Origin of the sequence: Streptococcus sp. HMSC070B10 (assembly GCF_001808665.1) — a bacterium.
Taxonomy (GTDB): domain Bacteria; phylum Bacillota; class Bacilli; order Lactobacillales; family Streptococcaceae; genus Streptococcus.
The window spans coordinates 100,966-125,395 of sequence record NZ_KV794214.1; the positions used below are offsets into that span (position 1 = coordinate 100,966).

The 24,430-nt window shown below is 39.3% G+C and carries 25 protein-coding genes; all 25 read right to left on the bottom strand.

Annotation, left to right across the window (positions count from 1 at the left end):
• Positions 1–119: 119 nt before the first annotated feature.
• The 25 genes from HMPREF2613_RS07945 to HMPREF2613_RS08070 all read right to left on the bottom strand — a co-directional run bounded on the left by HMPREF2613_RS07945 (position 120) and on the right by HMPREF2613_RS08070 (position 24,405).
• The gene (locus HMPREF2613_RS07945; protein WP_061409454.1) at positions 120–314 is read right to left on the bottom strand and encodes a hypothetical protein; all 195 of its coding nucleotides are present in this window, start codon (positions 312–314) and stop codon (positions 120–122) included.
• A gap of 23 nt (positions 315–337) precedes the next feature.
• On the bottom strand, positions 338–1,009 hold the full coding sequence (locus HMPREF2613_RS07950) for a DUF2786 domain-containing protein (protein ID WP_025172836.1): 672 nt from the start codon (positions 1,007–1,009) through the stop codon (positions 338–340).
• Position 1,010: 1 nt separating this feature from the next.
• On the bottom strand, positions 1,011–1,472 hold the full coding sequence (locus tag HMPREF2613_RS07955; protein WP_083279252.1) for a hypothetical protein: 462 nt from the start codon (positions 1,470–1,472) through the stop codon (positions 1,011–1,013).
• Between the two features lie 3 nt (positions 1,473–1,475).
• Positions 1,476–1,976, bottom strand: coding sequence for a modification methylase Sau96I (locus tag HMPREF2613_RS07960; protein ID WP_070479958.1), 501 nt, complete (start codon positions 1,974–1,976; stop codon positions 1,476–1,478).
• Positions 1,977–2,391: 415 nt separating this feature from the next.
• A complete protein-coding gene (locus tag HMPREF2613_RS07965) occupies positions 2,392–2,991 on the bottom strand; it encodes a response regulator transcription factor (protein WP_049493136.1) in 600 nt (199 codons plus the stop codon).
• Positions 2,992–4,089 carry a sensor histidine kinase gene (locus HMPREF2613_RS07970; protein WP_049493138.1) on the bottom strand — a complete coding sequence of 366 codons (1,098 nt, stop codon included), beginning with the start codon at positions 4,087–4,089 and terminating at the stop codon, positions 2,992–2,994.
• Positions 4,089–4,826, bottom strand: a complete 738-nt coding sequence (locus HMPREF2613_RS07975; RefSeq protein WP_049493140.1) for an ABC transporter permease — start codon at positions 4,824–4,826, stop codon at positions 4,089–4,091. Before HMPREF2613_RS07975 ends, HMPREF2613_RS07970 begins: the two co-directional genes overlap by 1 nt.
• A 1-nt stretch (position 4,827) precedes the next feature.
• The gene (locus HMPREF2613_RS07980) at positions 4,828–5,712 is read right to left on the bottom strand and encodes an ABC transporter ATP-binding protein (protein ID WP_049493142.1); all 885 of its coding nucleotides are present in this window, start codon (positions 5,710–5,712) and stop codon (positions 4,828–4,830) included.
• On the bottom strand, positions 5,699–5,890 hold the full coding sequence (locus HMPREF2613_RS07985) for a hypothetical protein (RefSeq protein WP_049493144.1): 192 nt from the start codon (positions 5,888–5,890) through the stop codon (positions 5,699–5,701). The genes HMPREF2613_RS07980 and HMPREF2613_RS07985 overlap by 14 nt, the downstream gene beginning before the upstream one ends.
• A complete protein-coding gene (locus HMPREF2613_RS07990; RefSeq protein ID WP_049493185.1) occupies positions 5,887–6,093 on the bottom strand; it encodes a hypothetical protein in 207 nt (68 codons plus the stop codon). Before HMPREF2613_RS07990 ends, HMPREF2613_RS07985 begins: the two co-directional genes overlap by 4 nt.
• 124 nt (positions 6,094–6,217) lie before the next feature.
• Positions 6,218–7,885, bottom strand: a complete 1,668-nt coding sequence (locus HMPREF2613_RS07995) for a DAK2 domain-containing protein (RefSeq protein ID WP_049493145.1) — start codon at positions 7,883–7,885, stop codon at positions 6,218–6,220.
• 2 nt (positions 7,886–7,887) lie between these two features.
• Positions 7,888–8,253 carry an Asp23/Gls24 family envelope stress response protein gene (locus HMPREF2613_RS08000; protein WP_000216437.1) on the bottom strand — a complete coding sequence of 122 codons (366 nt, stop codon included), beginning with the start codon at positions 8,251–8,253 and terminating at the stop codon, positions 7,888–7,890.
• Between the two features lie 155 nt (positions 8,254–8,408).
• Entirely contained in the window at positions 8,409–8,597 is a 189-nt protein-coding gene (rpmB, locus tag HMPREF2613_RS08005) for a 50S ribosomal protein L28 (protein ID WP_001140948.1), read from the bottom strand.
• A 439-nt stretch (positions 8,598–9,036) separates the two neighbouring features.
• Positions 9,037–10,329 (bottom strand): ISLre2 family transposase, encoded by a 1,293-nt coding sequence (locus HMPREF2613_RS08015; RefSeq protein WP_070479959.1) that lies wholly within the window; start codon positions 10,327–10,329, stop codon positions 9,037–9,039.
• Between the two features lie 49 nt (positions 10,330–10,378).
• Complete coding sequence (locus HMPREF2613_RS08020; protein ID WP_070479960.1) at positions 10,379–12,013, bottom strand: relaxase/mobilization nuclease domain-containing protein; 1,635 nt, start codon at positions 12,011–12,013, stop codon at positions 10,379–10,381.
• Entirely contained in the window at positions 12,007–12,399 is a 393-nt protein-coding gene (mobC, locus tag HMPREF2613_RS08025) for a plasmid mobilization protein (protein ID WP_001171918.1), read from the bottom strand. Before mobC ends, HMPREF2613_RS08020 begins: the two co-directional genes overlap by 7 nt.
• 217 nt (positions 12,400–12,616) lie before the next feature.
• Entirely contained in the window at positions 12,617–13,033 is a 417-nt protein-coding gene (locus HMPREF2613_RS08030; RefSeq protein WP_000180613.1) for a hypothetical protein, read from the bottom strand.
• 70 nt (positions 13,034–13,103) lie between these two features.
• Positions 13,104–17,441, bottom strand: coding sequence for a PBECR4 domain-containing protein (locus HMPREF2613_RS08035; RefSeq protein ID WP_070479961.1), 4,338 nt, complete (start codon positions 17,439–17,441; stop codon positions 13,104–13,106).
• On the bottom strand, positions 17,432–17,695 hold the full coding sequence (locus tag HMPREF2613_RS08040; protein WP_070479962.1) for a hypothetical protein: 264 nt from the start codon (positions 17,693–17,695) through the stop codon (positions 17,432–17,434). Before HMPREF2613_RS08040 ends, HMPREF2613_RS08035 begins: the two co-directional genes overlap by 10 nt.
• A 20-nt stretch (positions 17,696–17,715) precedes the next feature.
• Positions 17,716–19,515, bottom strand: a complete 1,800-nt coding sequence (locus tag HMPREF2613_RS08045; RefSeq protein WP_070479963.1) for a VirD4-like conjugal transfer protein, CD1115 family — start codon at positions 19,513–19,515, stop codon at positions 17,716–17,718.
• On the bottom strand, positions 19,512–20,030 hold the full coding sequence (locus HMPREF2613_RS08050; protein ID WP_070479964.1) for a hypothetical protein: 519 nt from the start codon (positions 20,028–20,030) through the stop codon (positions 19,512–19,514). Before HMPREF2613_RS08050 ends, HMPREF2613_RS08045 begins: the two co-directional genes overlap by 4 nt.
• 12 nt (positions 20,031–20,042) lie before the next feature.
• Positions 20,043–20,882 (bottom strand): hypothetical protein, encoded by an 840-nt coding sequence (locus tag HMPREF2613_RS08055; protein ID WP_070479965.1) that lies wholly within the window; start codon positions 20,880–20,882, stop codon positions 20,043–20,045.
• Entirely contained in the window at positions 20,836–21,108 is a 273-nt protein-coding gene (locus HMPREF2613_RS08060) for a hypothetical protein (RefSeq protein ID WP_000163600.1), read from the bottom strand. The genes HMPREF2613_RS08055 and HMPREF2613_RS08060 overlap by 47 nt, the downstream gene beginning before the upstream one ends.
• Positions 21,105–21,749 carry a hypothetical protein gene (locus HMPREF2613_RS08065; protein ID WP_070479966.1) on the bottom strand — a complete coding sequence of 215 codons (645 nt, stop codon included), beginning with the start codon at positions 21,747–21,749 and terminating at the stop codon, positions 21,105–21,107. The genes HMPREF2613_RS08060 and HMPREF2613_RS08065 overlap by 4 nt, the downstream gene beginning before the upstream one ends.
• A gap of 19 nt (positions 21,750–21,768) precedes the next feature.
• Positions 21,769–24,405 carry a phage tail tip lysozyme gene (locus HMPREF2613_RS08070; protein WP_070479967.1) on the bottom strand — a complete coding sequence of 879 codons (2,637 nt, stop codon included), beginning with the start codon at positions 24,403–24,405 and terminating at the stop codon, positions 21,769–21,771.
• Between the last annotated feature and the right edge of the window lie 25 nt (positions 24,406–24,430).

Here is a 24,430-nt window from a genome sequence, read left to right on the forward strand (position 1 = left end):
CGCAAACTCTTAGAATAAAGAATGTTTTCCCTTATGGATTTCAATCTATCCTTTGCTATGAAAAAATAATAATACAATACTGTCATACTATACCTCCTATCTTAACTCAGTGGTAGAAACTATCTACCGTAGTGAAGTTCCCCTTCACTGTCCTCGTATTCGAGCCAGTGGTCCATAACATCCGGACCTTCTTGTAACTCACGTCCAGTAGGAGAACACCACTCCTCGTTTCCATTAGATGTTACAAACACCTTTTGAAAAACACCATTTCGGTCAACGTCCACAAAGCGTGGATATGTAACAGTTTTTGTCATTTTATTTCCTCCTATGTTCATCCTCATTTATTCAACAATTCTTCTGATAACAACCTGGTCTCTTTTGCGTGTTCAAAACCAGCAATATAAGCCTCATAATCAACTTCAATTTCGATTTTTAGGCTTCTACTTTCTAATTTCCCCATACGAAGTCGTTGTTCTTCCAAAACTTCTGCTGGGATTTTTACCATCAAACCAAATTCTTCTGATGATTGAACCTGTTCCTGAAAACGTTGATCTACTCCGTTTAAGAAACCGAGTAAGTACGATTTCTTATAGTCTTTCCATCTTGCTCTTGAGACTGTAGGGAAAAGTCGTTTCAGCCGATATTTAAGGTATAAGAGTGCACCTTCGTAAACCTTACTACAAAGTTCAGCATCGGATTGATATCCAAAGAAAATTATCTGTGTGATGCCATCTTCAGGAAGTCGTCTTCTTATCGTTTTACATCTAAAATTTTCACCTAAAATAGCAGCCAACTTTTCTTGCCACCATGGAAGTCTATATTCCCATGTTCCTATTGTTTCACCAATATCTTTATGAGTTGTACTATTCGTTAAATCATTCATAGAAAGATTATGCTTCACCATAAGTCTTTGAGCCATCAGAAGGGCAGTCTGTCCCTCTTCATCGTTTGGTGCATCATAAGCTAACTCTAAAAGATTTTGTATCTTGTCAATAATTTTACTGTTCATTTCAATCCTCATTTTTATACTTTCTAGGCAAACAACTAGCGTAATGTTTTGAATCATTGACCTTTGCATTATAAAAAATCATATTATTCCCAATAATTTCTTGCCATTTAGGAATATCCTCACGATAAATGCGATTAAGTCCATAAAAGTTCCTTACAATAAATCTAACGGCTCCAATATGATCTCCTAAACCAACAACACACAACACATCATGTTCCATATCATATACCCAATGACTTTTTGAATTTGTCAGTATTTCCCAAGCAAATTCCCAATCTCTCTCAAGCCAATCATGCCCTGGTCTGTAATAAACTTTTGTCTGACAAGATTCATCATTAAAACCATAAAAACAGTGACTACACAGCGTTTTGTTTTTATCTACCCACCAGCAAGGACCATACTTTTCATCGATGCAAGGTGTAACCCAGTTGCAAGAACATCGTCTACAAATACCCGTTTTCATTTTCTATCCCTCGTTTATTCTCATACTTTTAGGTAACTTTTTACCCGGTAAACAGTAACCTTCAGATAAATCTCCTTTACTATAAAATTCAGGAGGATGTGTCATTATATGATCACTTCTTTTCCATCCTCGACGGAGTTGTTTATAAGATAAAGAAACACGCTTCTCAATCTCTTTAAAACTGAATCCCAACTTCAAATATGTTGTTACAATAGTTGTAGCATGTTCTTTGGACTCTTCGCTTCTTGTTCTTCGCTGAAAGTTAATCTGCTTATCTTCTTCATTTAATGCTATCTGATAGGCAATAAACAACTTCCGCATTTCCATAATTTTATGTTGCCAGGCTAAGCTGTAAGGTTGTCCTGAATATCGATTCACCAAGTCCTTTACGGGTTGTTTAAATTTCATCTGAAGAGGATCGAATTCGCCAAGGTCAGAAAATGGATCAATGAAACCTAGTGGTTCGCTTTGAATTAATTCATTGTATAGCGCTTCTCTGTCCATCCTAATTTATCTCCTTCTGTCAAATTCACGTCATTGAGTCAAATAAGTTTAATTGGATGGTTGTAGGCGCTTGTTCGCTGTTTCCATTCTTATCATGATCGATAACGTCAAAGATTTCTAACGTGTCTAAATTCATTACAATCTCTAATCCTACCATCGTTGAACTCCTCTCAAATAGAATTTTAAGCGAACAAAAAAGAGAACAGATTTCTCTGTTCTCCTAAAAATATTGAATTATTTGATTTTCTAAAAACTCTTACCACTTACTTCTTTTTTATTCTTAATTTTAGCTCTTTTGTAGTGCCTCCTAAAAAAAGAAAAAGAAGGAAACCAAGCCCTCCTCTAGTTACAAAATTATTTGGTTTGATTGAATAATTTCAATTTTAGCACATAATGTTCAAAAAATATTATATCATCACAACCAACCAGATTCTTTCGCTATATTAGCTGCCTCTGTTCGATTACCTGCATCTAGTTTTGAAAGAATATTGGTGACATAGTTTCGGACTGTTCCGTTGGATAGATAAAGTTTGTCTGCGATTTCTTGGTTAGAGAAGCCCTGAGCAATTCCCTTTAAAACTGCGATTTCTTGCTCCGTTAATGGATTGGGATGCGTCATCACCACTTCCATCAATTCAGGCGAATACTCCTTGCGTCCCTCTAGGACGGTGTGCAAGGTTTGCATGAGGTCTGCAATGTTTCTTTCTTTTAATACATAAGCATCTACTCCAGCCTTAACCGCACGTTCAAAATACCCTGGGCGCTTGAAGGTCGTCACTACAACTACCTTTGTTTCAAGCTTTTCTGCTCGTATCCACTCCAAGACTTCAAGACCTGTCTTAACAGGCATTTCTACGTCAAGGATGGCGATATCTACAGACTCCTTTTCTAATAGTTGGATTGCTTCTTGCCCATTCTTGGCTTGAAAGACAGACTCTACATCCGGTTGAAGTGTGAGCAACTGGCACATGGCATCTCGCAACATACTTTGATCTTCTGCGACTAATACTTTCATCTAGTTTCTCTCCTTATAAGCTAGTCGAACCTGTACTTCTGTCGGTTGTTTTTGACTAATCACATTTACCTCTCCCGAAAATGGAAGGACACGTTCTCGAATTGTATGGAGCTCATCCCCCTTTATAGAAGTAAAGCCACAGCCATCATCTCTCATTGTTAGAATGAGTTCTTTCTCTGTCCGTTCTAATTTTAAGTAAGCTTTAGACGCTTGGGCATGTTTGATGATGTTGGTCACTAATTCAAGCAAAATCATGGAAGCCGTTGACTCCAATTCCTGAGTTAAGCTAGCTGTATCTAGTTGATTAGCTATTTCCACCTCAATTCCAGCAATTTCCAGCATCTTCTTAACAGTCTCAAGCTCTGAAGCTAGGGTCCGTGATTTCAGATTTTCCACAATGGTTCGCACTTCATTCATGGAATCCTTACTGATCTGGTGAATTTCTCTTAATTCCTTTTCCACCTGTGGATAAGCCTCCATCTGAAATAACTGCAAGGCTAGATCAGTTTTAACACTAATCATAGCAAAGGTATGCCCCAGACTATCATGCAAATCTTGACCGATACGACTGCGTTCATTTTCAGCAAGCAATAGATTTATCTGCGCATTTTGCTTAGCCTGAGCTTCTTTCAAATCCTCCACAATCCGAATCCGAACCAATCCAAAAGTCATTAAATCGACAAAAGTAAGAATTACAAGTAGATAGAATAGAAACTCAACTTCGATTCTCTGAAAAATCAACAGTTGGCCCACAACAAGGACTTGAGCAAGAAGAAAAGTCCAGACATGTAAAGACTTTAAACTACGTACGCTGAAATGATAACTTAAGAGATTGGATAGGAAAAAGAAAAACCAGATATAATTAACAGCAACAAAGGCAGTATTCCCAACTACATAAGTCAGCATGAGGCCCCAATATAGCCAAGATAGGCGCTGGCTCTTAGTTGTTAAAACACCCAAATATGCCACTACAAATAGAATATCAATCAATAAATGCCAGGCAGAAAGCCACCCAGTCACTACAGGTAGGATGGGGAAAATCATAAAAATTAAACTGGCCCAAAACATATAGTGTATGCTTTTCAGTCTTTCAAGCATTAAGCATTCTCCTTATGACCTTGAAGGTAAATGGTCAAACCAAACAAAACTGCTGAAAAAACAAGTAGATAAACTGTAGCTGATAGATTGATGCTACCCTCGTTTAAGAAGGTCTTGAGCAACTCCATCAACTGATAAGTTGGTAGGCACTTCCCGATTGCTTGCATCCAGTCTGGAAATAAAGAGATGGGCATCCAGAGTCCACCTAAAACAGCCAAGCCTAGATAGAGAAGATTGCCCACGACAGACATCAGCTGATTAGAAGGCAAGAGTGTCAAGGTCAAGCCAAGCGCTACAAAAGCTACACTTCCTACTATCAGCAAGAACGCAGCCCCAATCCAGCTTCCTAAAGGCATATCCACACCTCTGACCAAGTGCCCAACTGAGAAAACAACCAGGATTGAGACCAGATAATCAACCATCATACTTGTTATCTTTGATAGATAATATTCTACCATATTTACCGGAGTATGGCGCAATGTTTTCTGCCAGTTGTTGATTTTATCTGTATGTAAAACAGCTGGGAATGAAAACATAGCTGTCGACATCATGGAAAAGGCTGTCATGGAGATGAGATAATCACGCATAAAATTAGCTGGTCCACCAGGTGTGTCCTGGTACATGCCTGAAAAGAATAAATAGAAGGCTGTAGGCATCCCTACGGATAATAGATAATAGACTAATTGTCGTTTGGTCAATAGAAATTCTATCTTGTTTAGTGCGATCCATTGTTTCATCTTAGTCATCTCCCTTTTGTGTTTCTTCAAAGATTGTATCCAGCAAGCTACGATTATTGACTTCAATTTCTTGAATCCTACATCCTGCTCGGACTAATAGTTCCCAGAAAGCATCTGCTTCGCGTGTGACTACTTGTAGAGCATCTTGTTTTTGTGACCAGTTTTCAACCAAGTTTGACTGTTCGACAACTTCCTTATATGCTAGAGGAAGGATAAAGTGCTTTTCAATCTCCTCACTGCGCATGGCTAGAGGTGTTGTATCGCGAATCAACTCTCCCTTATTCAAGACCAAGATTCGGTCTGCTGTATGCTCTACCTCTTCGATGTAATGGGACGAATAGAGAATGGTAACTCCCTGCGCTTTTAGTTCCTGAACAATTTCCCAAAAGCGTTGACGAGTTGAAGTATCCATGGCAGCAGTTGGTTCATCTAAAAAGACAAGCTTTGGTCGCCCAATCAAGGTCAAGACAAAAGAGAAGAGACGCTTTTGTCCACCTGACAATTTTTCTGCGAATTGCTCTTTTTGTTGCTGGTCAAACTGCAATAGTTGATCGATTTCCTGGTTGCTCAAGGGATTTGGGTAAATGCTTTGAAAGAAAGCAATCAACTCTTTGACCTTTAATTTTTGAACGATGACATTTTCTTGAGGGAGATAGGATCTTGTGTAGTCTAACTGAGCACTCGTCACTGGCAAGCCTTGGATGGATACTTGACCGCTTGTGACCAGTTTATCTCCAAGCAAACAGTCCAAGAGTGTTGTCTTTCCAGCACCATTTGGCCCAATCAAGGCGACGCATTCACCTTCTGTTACCTCAAAGGAAATATCCTTCAAAATAACCTTGCCCTTGATGTTTTTATTTAGGCTTTCTACCTTAATCATGTTCATCATATTCTCCTTTCAGCCACTCCTTTCCCATAAGGAAAACGACGAAAATCATAAATCCAAACCCCCAAGCACCACGGATGAATTGGAGAAACAAGGTTTGGTCAAACCAACCAGTAAATATTTCTACCAACCATACCACTAGTGACAGCCCAATAAAAAGATAGGGAATTTTTTTCATTTTTCAAACTCCTTTTTCACATCTGAGACCAATTTCAAACCTTCTCGGATAAGCCAAGACAAGATTCCAAAGCCTGCAAATAGATCCCAAGGAAAATGATAAAGTCCTTCATCCAATCCTGAAAACATGAGATAAGTCATGACTCCTGCTGCTACTAAACTCATTGCGACAACTACTTTATGTTTCATTTTTTCTTCCTCCATTTGATACATCTAGTATAATTCTTTGAAGGTATAATCACTAGAAGCTTCTGTCATGAGGAGATATGACAAATGTCATAAAAAAAGAAAGTTGCAAAATCAACTTTCTTTTTAATCTATTAAATTTTTATTCCACACTAAATAAGTATGGGTAAACTGGTTGTTGGCCTTGGTGAATCTCTACTTCAACATCTTCGAATTCTTCTGCAATTTCTTGGGCAATTTCATTGGCAAGTTCTTCGCTTCCGTCTTCACCAACATAGAAGGTTACAATTTCACTATCTTCATCCAACATATGTTTCAAGGTTTCAGTCAAGGTTTGGTGCATGTCAGGGTTTGACACAAGAATTTTCCCATCAACCATACCAAGATTATCGTTTTCATGGATTTCTAAACCATCGATTGTTGTATCACGCACAGCTGTTGTGACGCTTCCGCTAACGACATCTCTAAGAGCTGCAGTCATACGCTCTTGATTTTCTTCGATGGACTTGCTTGGATCAAAGGCAAGAAGACTTGTCAAACCTTGAGGGAGAGTGCGAGCTTCCACCACTACTGCTGGTTGTTCCAAAACTTCTGCTGCAGATTGAGCTGCCATGAAGATGTTCTTGTTGTTTGGTAGGAAGATAATGTTACGGGCATTGACCTGTTCAACAGCCTTGATAAAGTCTTCTGTTGAAGGGTTCATAGTTTGACCGCCTTCAATAACATAATCTACACCTTGAGAACGGAAGATATCTGCTAAACCTTTCCCAGCAACGACAGCAATCAAAGCATACTCTTTTTCTTCAGCTGGCTTGCTAACTTGAGCAGCTTCTTTCTCAACCTGTGCTTCGTGTTGGTTACGCATATTGTCAACTTTTACCTTAACCAAGCTACCATATTTGAGACCTTCTTGCATAACAAGTCCTGGATCTTCTGTATGGACATGGACTTTGACAATTTCATCATCGTTAACAACGAGGAGAGAATCCCCAAGTTCATTCAAGTAGTTACGGAATTCGTCGTAGTCAAAATCTTTGGCATAGGTTGGACCTTGCTTAAGAGCTACCATGATTTCAGTACAATAACCAAAGGTGATGTCCTCAGTCGCTACGTGACCAGCCACAGACTTATGATGCTCTGCATTGATCATCTCACTCATGTTGGCAGGAGTCGCTACAAAATCCTCAGATGCAATATATTCGCCAGTAAGGGCTGAAAGGAAACCTTCGTAGATGAAGACCAGTCCTTGACCACCTGAGTCTACAACACCAACCTCTTTCAATACTGGAAGCATGTCTGGCGTTTTAGCTAGAGCTGTTTTAGCACCTTCCAAGGCTGCGCGCATGACTTCAACAGCATCATCTGTCTGCTCAGCCTTTTTCTTAGCACCGATAGCAGCCCCACGAGAAACTGTCAAAATCGTTCCTTCAACTGGTTTCATCACTGCCTTATAGGCAACTTCTACACCTGATTGGAAGGCAAGAGCCAAGTCTTGACCTGTTAACTCGTCTTTATCCTTGATGGCTTGTGAAAATCCACGGAAAAGCTGAGACGTAATAACGCCTGAGTTTCCACGCGCACCCATCAAAAGACCTTTGGCAAGAATGCTCGCTACCTCGCCAACTGTAGAAGCTGGCTTGTCTGCAACTTCTTTAGCTCCATTTTCAATGGTCATTCCCATGTTTGTTCCAGTATCTCCATCTGGAACTGGAAAGACGTTTAATGAATTGACATATTCAGCTTGCTTATTCAAGCGAGTTGATGCAGCCTGCACCATTTCTTGAAATAAGCTAGTAGTAATTTTTGACACGGTTATTCTCCTACAACTTTGATATTTTGAATGTAGACATTTACAGTCTGAGCAGTAATTCCAAGTTGGTTTTCCAAACTAAAACGAACACGCTCTTGAATGTTTTTTGACACTTCGCTAATCTTTGTTCCGTAGCTCAACACGGTATATACATCAACTGCAATACTGCCATCTTCGGCCGCCTTTACGACGACACCTTTAGAATAATTTTCCTTACCTAGAAGGGCTTGGAAATTATCTTTGAGGGCATTTTTACTAGCCATACCGACCACACCAAAAATCTCAGTTGCTGCTCCACCTACGACGGTTGCAATCACTTCATCTGTTAGTTCGATTTGACCATCTTTTGTATTAATTTTTACAGTCATCCTTTTTACCTCAACTAGTTGATACTCTATTTTATCATATTTCAGCCCAAGTGTAAAAGCAGAATACTGTATCAGCGGATATTTACTCTATTTTTCAAATGATTTTATATCTACAGTAAAAGAAAAAAGACCCTAAGGTCTCCTTACTTTTATTATTAAACGCGTTCAACTTTACCTGATTTCAAAGCACGAGCTGAAGCCCAAACTTTTTTAGGTTTACCATCGATAAGAACAGTAACTTTTTGAAGGTTTGGTTTTACGGCACGTTTTGTTTGGTTCATCGCGTGTGAACGGTTGTTTCCTGATACAGTCTTACGACCTGTAAAGTAACATACTTTAGCCATTTGTGTTTTCCTCCTATTAGATCTAATATAGCGGATGTGCTAGCACCACATACCGTACTATGTTATCACACTTTCTTCATTTTTGCAAGGGAATTGGAAGATTTGTTTGTGTCTAAATTTTTGGGAGTAATCAAATATCCTTATAACTCAATAAGAAAGCGAGATTTTTCAGACAAAAAAACTGGAAAAAGTTCCTCACTTTACCCCAGCCCTTGACTATATTGCACTATTTATGCTACAATATTGTTTGACTGATTAAGCAAAGTGTGTGTTTGTCTTAATCGGTGGTGTAGGAGTTGCTGCTTCTACACCTTTTTCGTTTTTATTTACTTTATTATTGTAACACACATTAGGCAAAAAAGCAACTGTTTTGTATGAAAACATGACAAAAACACCTCTAAAAAATCTTTTTTTAGAGGCTTTTGTCTGCCTTTTTGTATTATTTATGCCCTCTTTTTCTGATAACAGCTTTGTGTGGCCTATGGTTAATACGAAATCCTGCACCTGGTCCCGTATCCCTAAATTCTTCATACTCTTGTCTCCAAGATCCAAAAAATAGATTGTATAGCTGATCGATTCGTTCAAGGAGTATCATTCTAGCCATAGTACAAGCCCCTTCGATGGACCAATACATCCCTCGATGTTTCATACGGTAAGTAACCTTTCGGTGCTGACTCTCCATTACCCCGATACCACGTGAGAATAACCCTCTAAGTTTAGGTGGTCTAGTGTCACAGAAATTTCTTAATAATTTCTTACGAAAATTGTAAAAATTATCAAGAGCTTCTTGACTTTCTGTGAGAGATTCAACTGTATCTAGTACGGTCTGAAGCAGGCTTTTCTGATGATTTTTGATGGCCTTAAAAGCAAGATCAAGTAGTGTAGATGGGTACGGCTTCAGGAATCTTTTAAGTTCTTCATTGACATGATAAGCATCCCAGAAATGCTCATGACGTTTAATCCGTAGGACCTTCTTAATTTCTTGAAATATTCTGCGAGAATATCCTTTACCATTGTCCGAGTTAGTGATAAGAAGAGTTCGATCAGTGATTTCAAAATGATTGCAGAGATAGTCTATCAATTCTTCCTTTGCTTGTTCATGACTTGTATGAATAATCTCATGCTTATTCTCTAGCACATACCGATTATTACCAACCCTCTTCGCTCCAGTATGAATCAGAAAATGAGCTAAGTCTGTATTGTGTCGTTCATCATTGCTTGATGTTGTCTTGATGAGCACACCATCTCCTTCCAGATAGATTTTATCTGCCTGGATTTTTTTCGGTTGCTCATCACCTCTAAAAAGCCGATAGCGTTCCCTCTCTGAAAAGAGTCTACCTGCCATTTTTACAGACTTCAAAACAGCGTCCTTTGTTATCTCCAGGCGATAAGCCATCTTAACTGTTCGACAAACTTCACGGTAGGATAAAACAGAAGCGTGTTTTGCCATGTGAAAAATCAACTCAGGAGAATAACGCATATACTTTTCTAGACCTAGCCACTCATCTACAGGATAACAACTTTTCTTTCCCTTTCGCCAGCGATTCCTAGAGAAGGTCACCTCTCCAAATGTAAAAACAACTGTCCTCTCTGTACTATCTATCCGCTTATATCCCCTCAGTCTCATAGAGGGAGCAATCTGCTCGTCATAATCTCTTACTCGCTTCAGGAATTGCTGCTCACGTTTGCGATCTAGTTCTGCGACAAATTCTTTTTCATCAAATCTAAACATACTCTCTATTGTACTGAAATCATGACTAGATTGAAAATATCAGAAACTTTTACAAGGTTTTTTCATCTTCAAAACGTCGGTCAACTTTCTCTTCACGACTACGCACGTGCTCCTTAACATCTCTATAATCTGTGTAATGTTTTAATGTATCGTCAAAGAACTCTTGTAAGGCTCCTTTTTCAATTTGGAATTGTTTAATCAGTTGACTGACATCTTCCAGACCCATATCTTTTGGAACTCCTAAATCATCCAAAAGTTGTACCGCCGCAAGACTATTTTCTGGAGATTGCTGGATGGCTAAAAGAGCTCCTTCAATTTTGTGATAACGTCCAAGTCGCTCATCTAGCTGTCTTAATTCCTCCTGAGTAGCCTCTATCTTTTCATTAAAACGATCTTCCAAATGTTGAAATTGTGCTCCATCTGTCACGCCGTGCTCGACCAAGAAATTATATTCCTTAATCAGCTCACGCATAGAGGAAATTTGAGCATTTTTAGTTACGAGTGTCTCGCCATTTTGTTTGGCTAATTGTCTTGCGACAGTCAAACCCATCATGTACCTATTTTTTTGTGATTGATCTGGATTGAGAAAATAAAAATAGTCTTTCTCTTTGATATAGATCGTATAATTTCCATCCTCGTTTTTATCAACTTTATGAGAAGGTATTAAAATGGTACCACTATTTAAAGCTCCCATATCCATCTGTACGTAAATACCTTGCTTACTTTCTTGTTCGACCTGCCAGGGTTCCACTTCCAATTTTAATTCAAAATCATTGGCTGTTTTTTCTTTTGATTCTTGATATTGTTCTTTCAATTCCTCCACATCAAAAACCAACTGATTCTTAGAAATTCTCTCTTTTATTTTTTCAAGAGAATAGAGTCCTTTCTTCGATAATGTATCATCTCGGACATTTCTTTGTTGGGGCTGGTCAAGCAATTTATACTTCACAAATTTGCCAGAAAAATCAATCTGAAGGTCAAGCGCAACTGCTTTTTGTTTAAAGTCTTCCAACGACAGCGAGTGCTTCAGAAGAAAATCTAGACGATCCTTAATTTCAAAGCGATAATTATTTTGTCTTCTCCAAGCAGAATACTTTGTGTAAGAATTTTTCATAGTAGGCTCAATAATTTTGGCGCCATAACGTGCCGCATGTTTGTCCGATATCGCCCTCAAATTTTTAAGGGTTTTCTTTTCCCAACGAAATTTTTTAAGCGTTGAGGTATTGGTTGTATTGAGTATGATATGATTATGAAGATGATCTTTATCCGTGTGTGTCGCAATCACAAACTCATAATTCCCACCTGTCAATTCCAACATTGTCTGACGGCCAATTTCATGAACTTGCTCAGGGGTCAAGTTGTCATCTGGAGAAAAAGACTGGATAATGTGATGAGCCAATACTTGTTTTCCTGAAGATAATTCTTTCAAGTCGTCATCTCCTTTTTTAAAGGCTGCGGCCAATTTTGTCATGACCATTTCTTCATCTGCTACACTAAAATCAGAGATCCCATTGCCAGATACTAGCTTCATTTGAAGCTCGCCATTATGATAGACAAGAGGGAAATCAAGATCACTTTCTGCAGTTTCTGATACAAGAGTTTTCGCTTCATTCAGAATATAGCGTACAGCTATTTTTAAATTGGAAGGAGTTTTAATTTGTTTGGGTGTTTTGATTACTACCATTCGTCATACGTCCTTATAGTTTTTACTTTTCGCTCCTGTAAACTTTTCTTCTCTGCGCTAGAAAGTTTGGCAGCTACCATCTCTTTCAACTCAGATAGATAGTCAATAACTTGTGCTACTTCCTCTGTCGTAACCCCTTGATTTTCGTTAGCATGCTTGGCAATTTGGTTGATGTTCGTGCCCACTCGATTGATAGCAACTCGAAGGTCTTTCAATTCAGAAAAATCAATTTGAACCACCTTCCCTTGTACCAGTTGATTCTTCGCATAGTATTGAAAAGATGGAACTCCCATTTGGGCCATCACCGTTTTAATTTGACGATCTTCCTCTGGTGTTAGTCGTATCAATTTTTGTATATAGCGTTTTCTATTTTCTCGTTTCTGCATTATTTTTTTATCCTCTTTCTCTCAAAGTCTCTGGCATTTTCTGACCAGGCATCAGCCCCTGACTTCCTTGTGGCAAGCGTAGCAAATGGATATCCATTTGCGAAATTTAAAAAAATCAGAGAAGGAGAACCCTGCAGTTTTCCTTCTTGATTTTCTCAGTTTTGGGGAAATCCCCAAGCCCCTTTCTTATATCTTTTGGAGTACAACTTCTAACAATTTATCGTAACCAACTGAAGATGTTTTTGAAAATAGATGATTGCTTATCACTATTTTCTACACTTTTTTCTTTCTGACCTTGCAACTTTTCAGCTAGGACAGAAAGTTGTTGAGTAGTTAGAGGCTGGAAAATAGACTGCCCAATTTGTATTTCTGTCAGTAAGATTTTTTCAGTGAGTACAGCTTGAAATTCTTCATCTGTAATCATCTTGAGTAGCTCAATATTTTCTTCTTCCCACTCCAAAAGAGCTGGATCTCCTTCAGGTAGTTGAGACTGTTCTTCCTCTAGTTGCTCCAGAACTTTTTGGCGAGTCAAGTCTTTAGCGTTTGGCGATACTCCTTGAACTCTGTCTCCATCCATGATTGGAATAAAGTCTGAGAGGATGATGATAAGTTGTTCTTCTTGTTCATTGGTCATGAGTGTTGTCCTCCTTGATGATGGTTTGTTTTTAATTTGACCTTGGGTTTATTTGGGGTGTCCCGTTCGGTCATTTCGAGAAACCCTTCTCTTTTTTTGATTGTGCATCTGCTTTCAACTCCTGCTTGTGATCTTCGACAGCCTGCTTGCTCTGATCTTGAAACTTCTCTAGTTTTTGTTCAAAACTACGCTTCGTTTGTTTCTCCTGACTCAATCTTAATTGTTCCAATGCTTGATCCATCCGAACCATTAAACTTTTAGCTTCTTGTTGGACAATATCCAACTGTGCTTCTAAATCAGCAAGTGTCTCCTTATCTGCAGACCATCCAGATAGATAGTTAAAGGAATACTCTGACGTATCAATACCATAGTATGAAGAAACGACATAAGCGACACTTTCAGCCTGGAGTTCAGCGGTGCTTCTAGTTAGATTTTCCTTTTGAGGATTATCTGCATGATGCAACTCTGCATGAGCCATTTCATGTAAGAAAGTTTTAATAATTTGAGCCTTGTTCATCTCATTACTACGTAAAACAATTTGATTTTCTGGGACAGAATAATATCCATGTTTATTATTTTCCATCTCTTCAAATCGAACCGATACATCATTTTCTTTTGCAATAGCCATTAGGGCACGGTAAAGATTTGCATAGTCCAAATCAGTCAGCTGTTCTTTCACTTCTGCAGCTTTTGGCATCTCCTTTCCTTCTGTCTGACTAACATCAAAAACTGGTACCAAACCAAAGAATGTAACTGTTTCTGGTTTCCCATTTTTATCCAATATTGGTTGGTTATTCTCATCCTTTTTGATCTTCGTCATAGGTTTAAAAATACGTAAAGCCTTCTCACCTTTTTTCACATAGCGACCAAAGTTTTCTTTCCACTGCTTGAAAGAAGCTACTTGCCTTGCTTCAGGATTTTGTGCAAGAATTAAGCGTAAGTTGCGATTAGAATAATTATTTAGTTGGCTCATTTTCGTTAGATAGTCTTTGTACTTATCTGAATCCAGAAACTCCTTAATCCCTTCTTTAAAATGACGACTTAATCCTGCCATATCTTTATTTTGAATAAAATCTACGACTGCAAGACTGCCAGCTACTAACACAACTTCGTCCGCTTGTAGACTCTCCTCGCCCTCTGGTTTAGAACCTGGTTTCGATCTAAAATCATACGGATTCGTTCCCTGAAGCAACTCCTCCTCATCAGAAACACCATCAGCATCCGCATCATGTTCCAACTCCTGCTTGTTGTAGCCTTGTTCTTCTAGTTTGATTTCTTCCTCTTGTGATTTCTCAAATTCTTCTCGGACTGTGGAGATCGTTTGTTCAACTTTTTCTGATAAACCTTTGATTTCTTTTTGCCATTTTTCAATAAGGGCCAATTGTTCCATAGGTGAGTCTTTGACTCCCAACTTCTCAAACCAAGCAGATAGATTTTCGACCTCAACACTATCCATTCCATCAAAAGAGATAAATCCAAGGCGACCATCATGACTACTATCTGTAAATCCAATTGGACTATTTTCCAAATCTCCAAATGGGAGTTGGGATAGAAGTTGATCTGCGTAAAGAGTATCTTCTAAAGCGTAACTGAACTGAGAAATATCTAACTCACTCGCCAATCTCTCCAGATGATACGGAGTGAATATGGCCCCATCTATCTTCATCAATTCTGGGTACTCTCTCATTTCTCGTGTTCCAAGTCTTTCTTTGTGAGCGATGGGGTTAATCTCATTCCCAATATCGTAACGGATGCCATCCTGGATCAGTTCACCATCGGGAGCGTAGATACTAAACTGGATCTTAGTTGGAGAGATGTAACCTTCTGGGCGACCATCAGTCACTTGTTTTAGTCCTTCCTGATGTAACGGATAGAAGCTCTGATTGGCCTTGTAAAGCTCTCTAGCAAAATCTTGATAAGATATCAGATCTGTTTCTTTAAAGGGCAATTTAGGCCCATCTGGGCGCTCCTCAGCCCATTGAAGGCGTACATGGTAGTTTTCTTTATAGATATGATCTTGTTTCCATTCTTTATAAAAATCTGAATTTGTGTCTAGAAGATGATCTTCTCCAGCTGCAGCAACAATCTGGTCAAATTTATCATTGTACCGTTTCGCATAGTCAAGATACTGATTCCAGGCTTGATGAAATTCTTCTGGAGTTTTTGAGATGTCACCTGGCACACCTAAATTATAGACAGTATCTAAGACTTGAGTAAACATAGCCGAATCAAGTAGTGGGCTATTCAGTGTGTTCTCAGGAGTTATTTGTTCAATTCCCTTAGTTGTATCAGGCTTGATTTCTTCAAACAAGCCATCTTTCAAAATGGTTTGCAACTCATTTCCTCTATCCTTGACATAATCCTCATTGATAGACAACTGTTCAATATTACCATCACGTTCACGAAAGACAGCAAGTATAACTTTTTCCTTAGTTTTCTCTACATCAACTTTTAGATCTCTCTTGATTTTCATGAGAGATGCAGGGACATGTTCTTCTCCTATATCTTTGAAAAGAAGCAAGAAATCCTCGTCTTTACTCTTGATAGCTTCTGAAAAGTTAAGTCGTTGCGCAATTCTCACTTCGTCTAAGTTATCCAAAACAAACGATTTAGGATCAAGAATATCCTCTAACATAGGAATAACTTGTAATTTTTCTTTTAGACTATTACTAACCAGTATTTGATTATAGTCTCCCCTTCCCTCAGCAAAATCGACTACAAAATCTCCAGCATTCCTACCTGGAACAACTGGCCTGATTCCTGTTAAGTGTAAAAAGTTTTCTCGTTTAAAATTAACATCTAACAAACTCACCTCTCCATTATTGGAATAGAAATAATAGATTTTACTATTCGCTAATTCCTCTAAATACCATTGAGATGATTTCTGAATAGAACCAGCATACTGATTCATTCTTTTCAAATCATCAGATGTAATTGGATGGTATTTCGATTGTCTTCGTTGCACTTCCTCAAAAGTTGTGCTAAAATGTAAGTAACGATAGGGTGATGTCGGGTGACTGGCAACAGTTTGCTCAAAGGTTGCTGATAATTCAGCTTCAGGTTCGGCACTGCCTACAGCATCATGCTGTGAATAGCCCTCTCCACCACTGGCCCTATCATTCATTTGCTCCTGGGAACTCTCAGGAGCTTTTTCTGTGCTCTGAATTTGTTTTTTGGGCTCCCTACCATCTCCAAGAGGATTGGAAGGTTTTTCATAGGTCACTGTTTTGTCCGAATCAATAACCATTTGTTTTCTAGGCTCTACTGAAAAACCTATATTATTCCAGTTTCCCTTCAACCACGCTGCATCTTCAGGAGAAAGGTGGTTGGTATCAGGAAAAGAACTTGATGAGTGAATTTCCTCAGTCTTCTCCAGTTGTTTTTCCTGCTTCAGAATCTCATTCCAGTCTGTCTTCTCCTGGCCTTCACGTTGTGGTGGTCTTGCATCGATAGTTGGGATTTTCTTCTCCCGTAGTTTGGTGATAAAGTCTGTACCTGCTTTATCACGATCAACTGCCAGCGTGATGAGATCATCGTATTTGTGATCTTGGAAAAGTGTGGAGGTTTCCGCTGCAACAGATAGGAATCTCGAGGTACGTGTTAGTTCGCTAGACTTGGTATAATCCCTTTCATCCATCGCAATCTCCCCTCGCTCCTGCAAAATTTCAAGAACATAGTGAGACAAAACTCCCTCTTTTAATCCTTCCATCGCAACCAGTCGAACATCGTTTAATTCGCCCTTATGAAGCTCATAATAGCTCATAAGGTCAATTGGTGCCTCTGTCACAATTAAACGCTCAGGAGAGCCTATAGAAACGTTTAAGCCACTGATAGCCTCTGATTGATACATGATTTGTTTCAAGTAGCCCTTACCTGGATGACGTTCCTGATCAGGAACAAGTCCCTGAAGGCTCGCACCTACCAGTTGCTGATTTCTATCCAAGTATTTAAAAACCAATACGTCTTCTATAACGCCCTCTTTGTCCTTACGTTTAGCTTGGGCTAATACTCCCTTCTCAAGGAAGAAGTCGATTGTATCATCAGAGAGACCTCTAATCTCCTTAAGATAGGCTCTCGCCTCCACAAATGGTTGTTCGTAAGGCGCTAGTGTATAGTTGAAGGGTTTTCGCTCTTCCTCTACTGGTTTTGCTTCAGGAAAGGAACCTGTCTCCAAGAATACCATAGCATCTTTATAGCTGACATTTTGCATTTGTTGCACGAGATTGATAGTATCGCCAAAGAGGTTTTGAGAATACCAATGCCAGGTATTTTTCACAGTATCAATCTTAAACGAGTCATGCTCGGCCCAGTAATACTCTCGGTGTGACTTTCTCTTCATTTCCATTCCGAGACTACGAGCTACTTCTAAAATATCCAGCGATTTTGCCTGTGCTTTTGTTAAAACCATCCTGTTTCCTCCTCGACCAATTCCTTGAATAAAAGATAACCCTCAGGAGTTGCATCTAGTTCACTAACAACTATTGGATCTTCCTGACTCGTTGTCACAAAAAGATGAGGAGCTAATTGATAGAAAGTCTCCTCATCTGCCTGTTTGAATAGCTGCCAAATAGCATAACGTTCTGGGGCTAAATTTTCTAGCTTTAATGCTAGAACCTGCGAGATACTCTCCAGGTATCCTAATTGTGTTTTAGGTGTTTCCATCCTACTATCCTTTCTGTATGTTAGGCCACGAATAACTCTTTTAGCTGCGGAGTCAAATCGTTGGCATATAAAAGCAAGCCATCGATGTCTGTTCCTTTTCGAGTATATTCGTACCAGTTTTCTTTGTCTTCAGGAGAACTTGCAATCTCATCTTTTCTAGGATGATCATAGACACTTGCTTTTTTATCTCTGAAGACATTTTGTTTAGAAATAAAAACCAATCCTTCTTCTACCCCAATTCTTGCGACTTCATCTGGAGTTAGAAGGGGACGGCCTTGAATTTGTTTATTTTCACTTGATGATCCATTCCGATAACTATGTGATTTTGAGGTAGATCGAGTACGTATAGTCTGCTTACCTGACCTTGTAGAATAGTATTCCATCGTATCCTTGTCATTTGTCCCTAAAAATAGGTGAGTAGCACAGTTATTAAAGATGGTCTTCCAATCACTTTTATAAAGTGATTCTAGCTGATTGACAGCTTGGATGATAATCTTAATAGACATCTCACGACTACGAATAGAAGAGAGAACCTGAGCGAAGTTTGGAATACGGCCAATTTGTGCAAACTCATCGAAGATAAACTGAATGTGGCGAAGATTTTTTCTACTGTAGCCAGGTACTTTCCCTTGCAGGATATCATCAGCCTTATGTGTGAGAACCTCAAATCCAATCGCAAACAAGATTGAGGAAAGAAAATTAAAGGCGTTATTGGTTTCAGGAATAGCAATAAAAACGGCTGTCTTTTTCGTATTCCAGGTATCCATTTCCATGGTATCCTCACTGATCAAGTTTCGTACATCTTCATGGTCAAAGATAGAATAGCGAGAAGACAAAATCGCTACCACACTGTTTCTTGTCTCACCTCTGAAGTTTTGGAATAATTTCCACTGTTTATAAGCATAGTTGTTAGGTTGATGTTCGTTCAGTTCTTCAAACATCTGCTCGACAGGACTTGGTACATCTGGATCCTCTCGATACATATTTCTTAATAGATCCGCAACGTGGCCCAGGTTTGGCACATATAACTGGACTCCAGTTTCAGGATCCTTAGAGTCAAAATAGAGATAACCAATCAATGCACGTTGCAGCATCAACTCTGCTTGAACCCAGAAGTCTTCTCCAGTATGTTCACTCTTCTTCGTTCCCTCAGTAATTGCTTCAGAGATACGATCAATATCTAGCTCAGACTTCATGTAATGAAAAGGATTAAACCGATCTGAATTCTTGAGCCGAATCAAATCAAAGATTTTAACAGCAAAGCCAGCTTTTTCAAGCATCTTCCCAACTTCGTGTACCAGGTTTCCTTTTGGATCTGTCACAACAAAGTTTGAGTTCATCTGCATTAAATTTGGCAGTACAAAAGTAAAGGTTTTACCGTCTCCTGGAAGACCAATGACAATCACATTTTTATTGAGCTGAACATTGTAGGCTAAGCGAAAGTTAAATAGGCCCATTTTAACCTGTTTTGAAAAAATCATATTCTTATCAAAATCAACATCTTCAAACCGTCTCATTTCCTTCAAAGTCGCAAAACGAGCACTACCTTGTTCTTCTCCTTGGCGATATAAATTCTTATCCATAGAAGCATAAACAAGCATTGGGAGGCCGAATCCAATCAACCCTGCATATAAGGCTCCTGAATCAAAGAAAACACCAAAAGAGAAGCGTTCCCAGTGTTCTAGCAACCAACGAAGTCGCAACATTCCCATAAAAGGTACTGCTGCAGTCGAAAGTTGGTAGTAATGGTAAAAGGACTGGAAAATAACAAATGAAAATAGCCCCACCACCAGGTAGGGCCATATAGGTTTTCTAATCATCGTGTCTTCTCCTTCCCAATCTCCTTCGTAACTACTGGCATCGTTCCTTTATAGACCTTATTTGTCTTATAGTAATTGATTTTATCTTCAGGAGTCATTTCATGTGGTTTCTTCAGCATCTTTTTCGCAAACTCTTCCAATTTTTCTGGGCTTTTCGTGATGTCTGCCAACATCTCTTTGAGAGCCTTTTCTACCAAGGTGCGATTTTTTGTTTCAAAGAAGAGATAAGTTGCACCATCTTTTTGATGATAAGTAAAACCTATCTTATACTCCTCCAGGTAATGCTTCAACTTGGCCAAGTGAACTTCACTATTTAACAACTTCTCGACATCTTTTTTTGATTTGGTGGCCATAAAATCATTAAAACGTGTCTCCCCTTCAAAGGTTCGGTTCGCTGCCTTATGTTGTTTCTTTTCATAATGGGCTTTTGCGAGGGCATACAGAGCTTGTATCGTCATCTCCAGGGTAACTTTTCCTTTCAAAGCCAGAGAATGACTGACTTTTTCTTGATCCATGTAAGACCTCCTTTATTTTGGATAATTGGATAGTTCTGGCTTAGCAATAATCTGGAATCCGTAAGGTGCTGAAGGTTCTTCCTTTAAAGTAACTACCAAGCGTTTCTGACTTCTGTTCTCACCGTCTTTCACGGCCACTACATAGGTTAGCTGATAAGTTTCTTCATCAACAATCAAGCTAGATTCCAAAATCACAGACTGCAGTTGACCTGCTTGTCTATCTATCGTTAATTGAGGAGCTATGAAATCAGCCATTTTCCCTTTATCAGAGTAAAGGGCTGGCAAAAAGTAACGTGAAAAGGCATCTAGTTCCCCTGTTTTTGACTGAATGGTTTTTAGATTTGAAAGTTCCTTGGATACGGCCGAGAGTTGCTTTTCTTGATGGTAAACTAGCGTAAGTGATAAGCCAGCAAGTGTCAGACTTCCTACTAGACTCAATAACACCAAAACTCTTCCTAAATCCACCCAAAAAGAGCGTTTAGAATAGGTTCGAAGTTTGGGAGTTTCATGTTTCAAGGAAGAGGCTTCAGCTTTTTCTTCAGGAGTCTTCTCTTGATGTTTTGTTTTTGGCTGGCGCTTAAAGAGTGAGCTTTTTGATTCTTTTACTTTAGCCTCCTTGTTATTAACCGTACCAGGCTTCAGGAAGAGGCTATCTGCGATCCCCTCAAACGGCAAATAGACATCTTCTTGGTACACCACTACATTCTTTTTATCCAGTTCCTCTACCAATAAAACGGCCTCTGCCTCCTGGTGTTTAACCTTAGCATTTTCTCGCTCCAGCGCTTGATACACAAGGTCCCGATTTTTATACGTTGTGGTCGTGTTTTGTGTCAGATTGGTTAAACGATACATCTTTTTCAACTCCTTTCAATTTTCCTTCAGCAAGAGCTGTTTCAATATCAGCCCAGGTTAAATTATGTTCGGCCAAGTAGTTTGACCGTTCCTCATGTTTGGCCAGAATGATTTGAGTTTCTAGCTGCTGCAGTTTCTCTTCTTCCTTCTTGGCCTTGGCCATATAGTCAGCTAAGCGGTCTTCCGCTTTCTGTTTTTGTTTTTCCAAAGTTTCTAATTTTGTCATTGTTCCTTTTTCCCTTCTGTACTTTGTGTTTGGTTAGTGATTGGTTTGTTTAACGATGGAATACTCGCCTTTTCGCTGGTGTTCAAGCTGTCCACAATCAAAATGGGGTCAATATGATTTACCAGGTATTTCCCATCTTGCTTGCTGAAGCGAATCCGTATGGTCCTTGAAGATCCTACGTTTGTTTGGGCGTTAGTATAATCATACTTCTTCTGTAACTGTGTCTGAGTGTATCTCACTTGAGCTAGGGCAACATGGTTTTCTTGATCGATGTAGATGGTAGAAGACTTCATCTGTGTATCCACTACATAGCCCTTATAGGTTTGTACCGTTGGTTCTTCTTCAGAGTTCACTTCCTGATTGTAAGCAGCTTCTGTCATATAGGGTAAATAGCGATTTCTATTTTCTCCCAGATCCTGCTTATTGAAGTAAGCCGTCAAAAATTCCTTCACGTATTCTTGAGTTAGTTCGCTTCCCTCTACTTTGGTTTCTTGTTGAGTAGTTTCAGCATCCTGTTTAGCTTTCTTTTGCGCTGAGGTTGCTGCTCCAATCCAGAATACGAATCCTAGAACTAGCACAACTCCTATAAGGATTCCTCCTATTTTCAGGAGTTTCAATTTCTCCATATCTATCATTTTCATGATTTACCTTCTTTCTTTTTTAATTCGGTGTCGCAAATGTATAGTAGTCAGCTGGATAGAGAACACGAAAATGGACCTTATCCTGTACACCTTGGACATTACATTCCGAAACTAGGAATGAACCGTCTGGGTTCACAGCTTCCACAATCGCAACATGACCGTATCCACCTGGTGTCCCACCAAATCCACCTAGAATTGATACAACAGCCCCTCTCGTTGGTGACGTACTGTACTTCCATCCTTTTGCGACTAGGCTTGTTACCCAATCCTGACCATTTCCAAGGTAACCATAGGACCCTGATAAGTCTGTAATCGTTCCTAGTTCAACTAAACGATTATACGCATACCAAGTACATTGACCAACTGGGTAGCCGCTTCCTTGTTGTGTAGTCATAGAAGCTTGTGTAGGAGGGTGCTCCACTTTTGACTGATACTCGGCAGGGAAATTCCAGGAAGATGCTAAGGCTCCACCTCCTCGAACTTGTTGAGTAAGAAAAGCGTGGATCTGCTTAGCATTATTCTGGCGCTCTAAGACCTTATCTCCAGAGTTTCCTTCCCAATTAACCAGGAAACGCTCTGTAAGCGTCTCTACATCCTCTGTACTAGTTAGAATTGAAGTTAGTCCTGTGATATAGTAAGGAGTATCCCCCTCCAACATAAAATCCAGTTGCAGTTCCAAATCATACCACTTCTTATTCTTAGATTTTGCATAGTTTAATAATAGAGTATGTCTCGTGGAGCCATCCGCTGTATCTGTCCACTGTCCCAATCCTAAACCTCGTCGAAGAATATTTGGGTACCTTCCGTTATAAATCGCTGGTCCTCCTATAGCTAACCAGGACTCATCATCCCATGAAGAAGAATCAGCCCCTACTGGTGGGCTAAGATAGTCTCCTTCAGCACGTTTAGGATTGATATTACTTTCAGTTGCAAAGTTCCCAAGCATGGCTGCCAAACCATTATCTGTTAGCCCTGGTACCTTTTGCTTCAGGTAATCTTTTATCGCTCGTGATTTTTGCCCCAAATCGCCATTAAGTGTGGTAATGACTGAGGTTGTCTGATTGTACGTGACAGATTGAAAGTAAAAGCCTGGATTAACTGATGTCCACTTTTCTTTCTTATCCTTTGTCTCTTTTTCCTCCAATTTTTGATACTGAATGATCTGGTAACCATTTGCCGTTACCTTCCCAACCTCATCTCCAGCTTTGACCTGATCACCGTCAGAAACACGGATATTTCCTACCTCTTCATAAGTAAAGATGGCTTTATCTGTTTTGATGGATACAGTCGTATCATCTGTCACACTGACTTGACCGTCAATAGGAGCTCTTAGAGCTTGTCCTGTTGAAGCTTTTAGTTGTGTTTTTTCATAAATTTCACTCTTAGAGGTATAACCAAATCTCTTCAGGATAACTAAAGGGGCTTGATAAGAAGGATCGTCCTCCTGGTAAAAAGGGTTAGCTAGTTCTTGATAAGAGGGGTATCGACCAACTTCTTTAGTCAACTCCTCTAGCTCTTTATACTCTTCTAACTCGCTATCACTCAACTTAGTCCACTTGAGATCTGACGAGGGGCCATATAAGTCAGCCATCTTCTTCAAATTGTGAGGGTCATCATTCAAATGATTCCAAAGATCATTCAAGGCATCTGAATAATGATTGAAACCTAACGTCCCAGCCCATTCACCACCAGTCCCCTCATTCCAATTACTTTCTGGTTTCCAATCGCTACCGTAGCGAAAGTTCATGAAAAAGATCATGTCATCGATGTTTGTCCAATAGTCTACCTTATCATTGGACTTCTCTCGATCTCGTTTACTGATTTGAAGCCAGGATTTGTTCAAGTCAAATTCATTTTGTTGGACTGGACCACTCCCTCCAAAAACAGACATAAATATCCCAAATACTGCAAAGATGATAAACATTAAGAAATAGGACTTGACAGCTAAAGGATTTGTTAAAATCGAACGTAGTATTTTTGACGAAAACTTTAAGACTTTTCCTGTACGTTTTGATGCCTTCCCAAACTTTGAACGTCCCAGTCGCTTTTTGGCATGTTTCATTTTTTTGCTGAGTTTTCCTTCCCAGGAGAACTCTTTTGGTGTTCGAGTATACCCTCGCCCTCTGATGAAATTATAGCTTCTATTGAGCTGTCCATAGCTATGATTGATTGAATACTTGGATAATTTTCCTACAGCATTTAACGCTCTTTTAGAGGCGTTTACCTGGTATTTAAATTGACGAATATTTTGCCTCGCCTGAACCCAGTCTCCAAGAATCTCATTATCTCTGACTGTCTTCTCAACGTCGTGTCTCGCTTTCATTCGAGCACTTTGTTTTGCACGTTTCTTTAGGCGATTAGGGATATAACTGTCATCAGCCTTTTTAGCTCGTTTATAGAGCGTTGTGGCAATTTGTTTTTCTAACTTTGCTCGATCACGTTGTTGCTTAAAGAAAAGACCTCTAGCTGTTGCTTGAGGTCCTTTGTGTAGTTTATAATCTTTGTTCGCTAAGCGATAATTCTTCTTAGCTTTTTTAAATGCAACTTTTGAGTCTAAACGTGCTTCTTTAGGAGCTTTTTTATTATTGAGGGATGTTCCTTCTTTGATTCTCCTCTTACGCTCCTGTTTTAATTGTTTGGGATCACTTTCAAACAAAAGAAATCACCTCTCTTTCTATTTT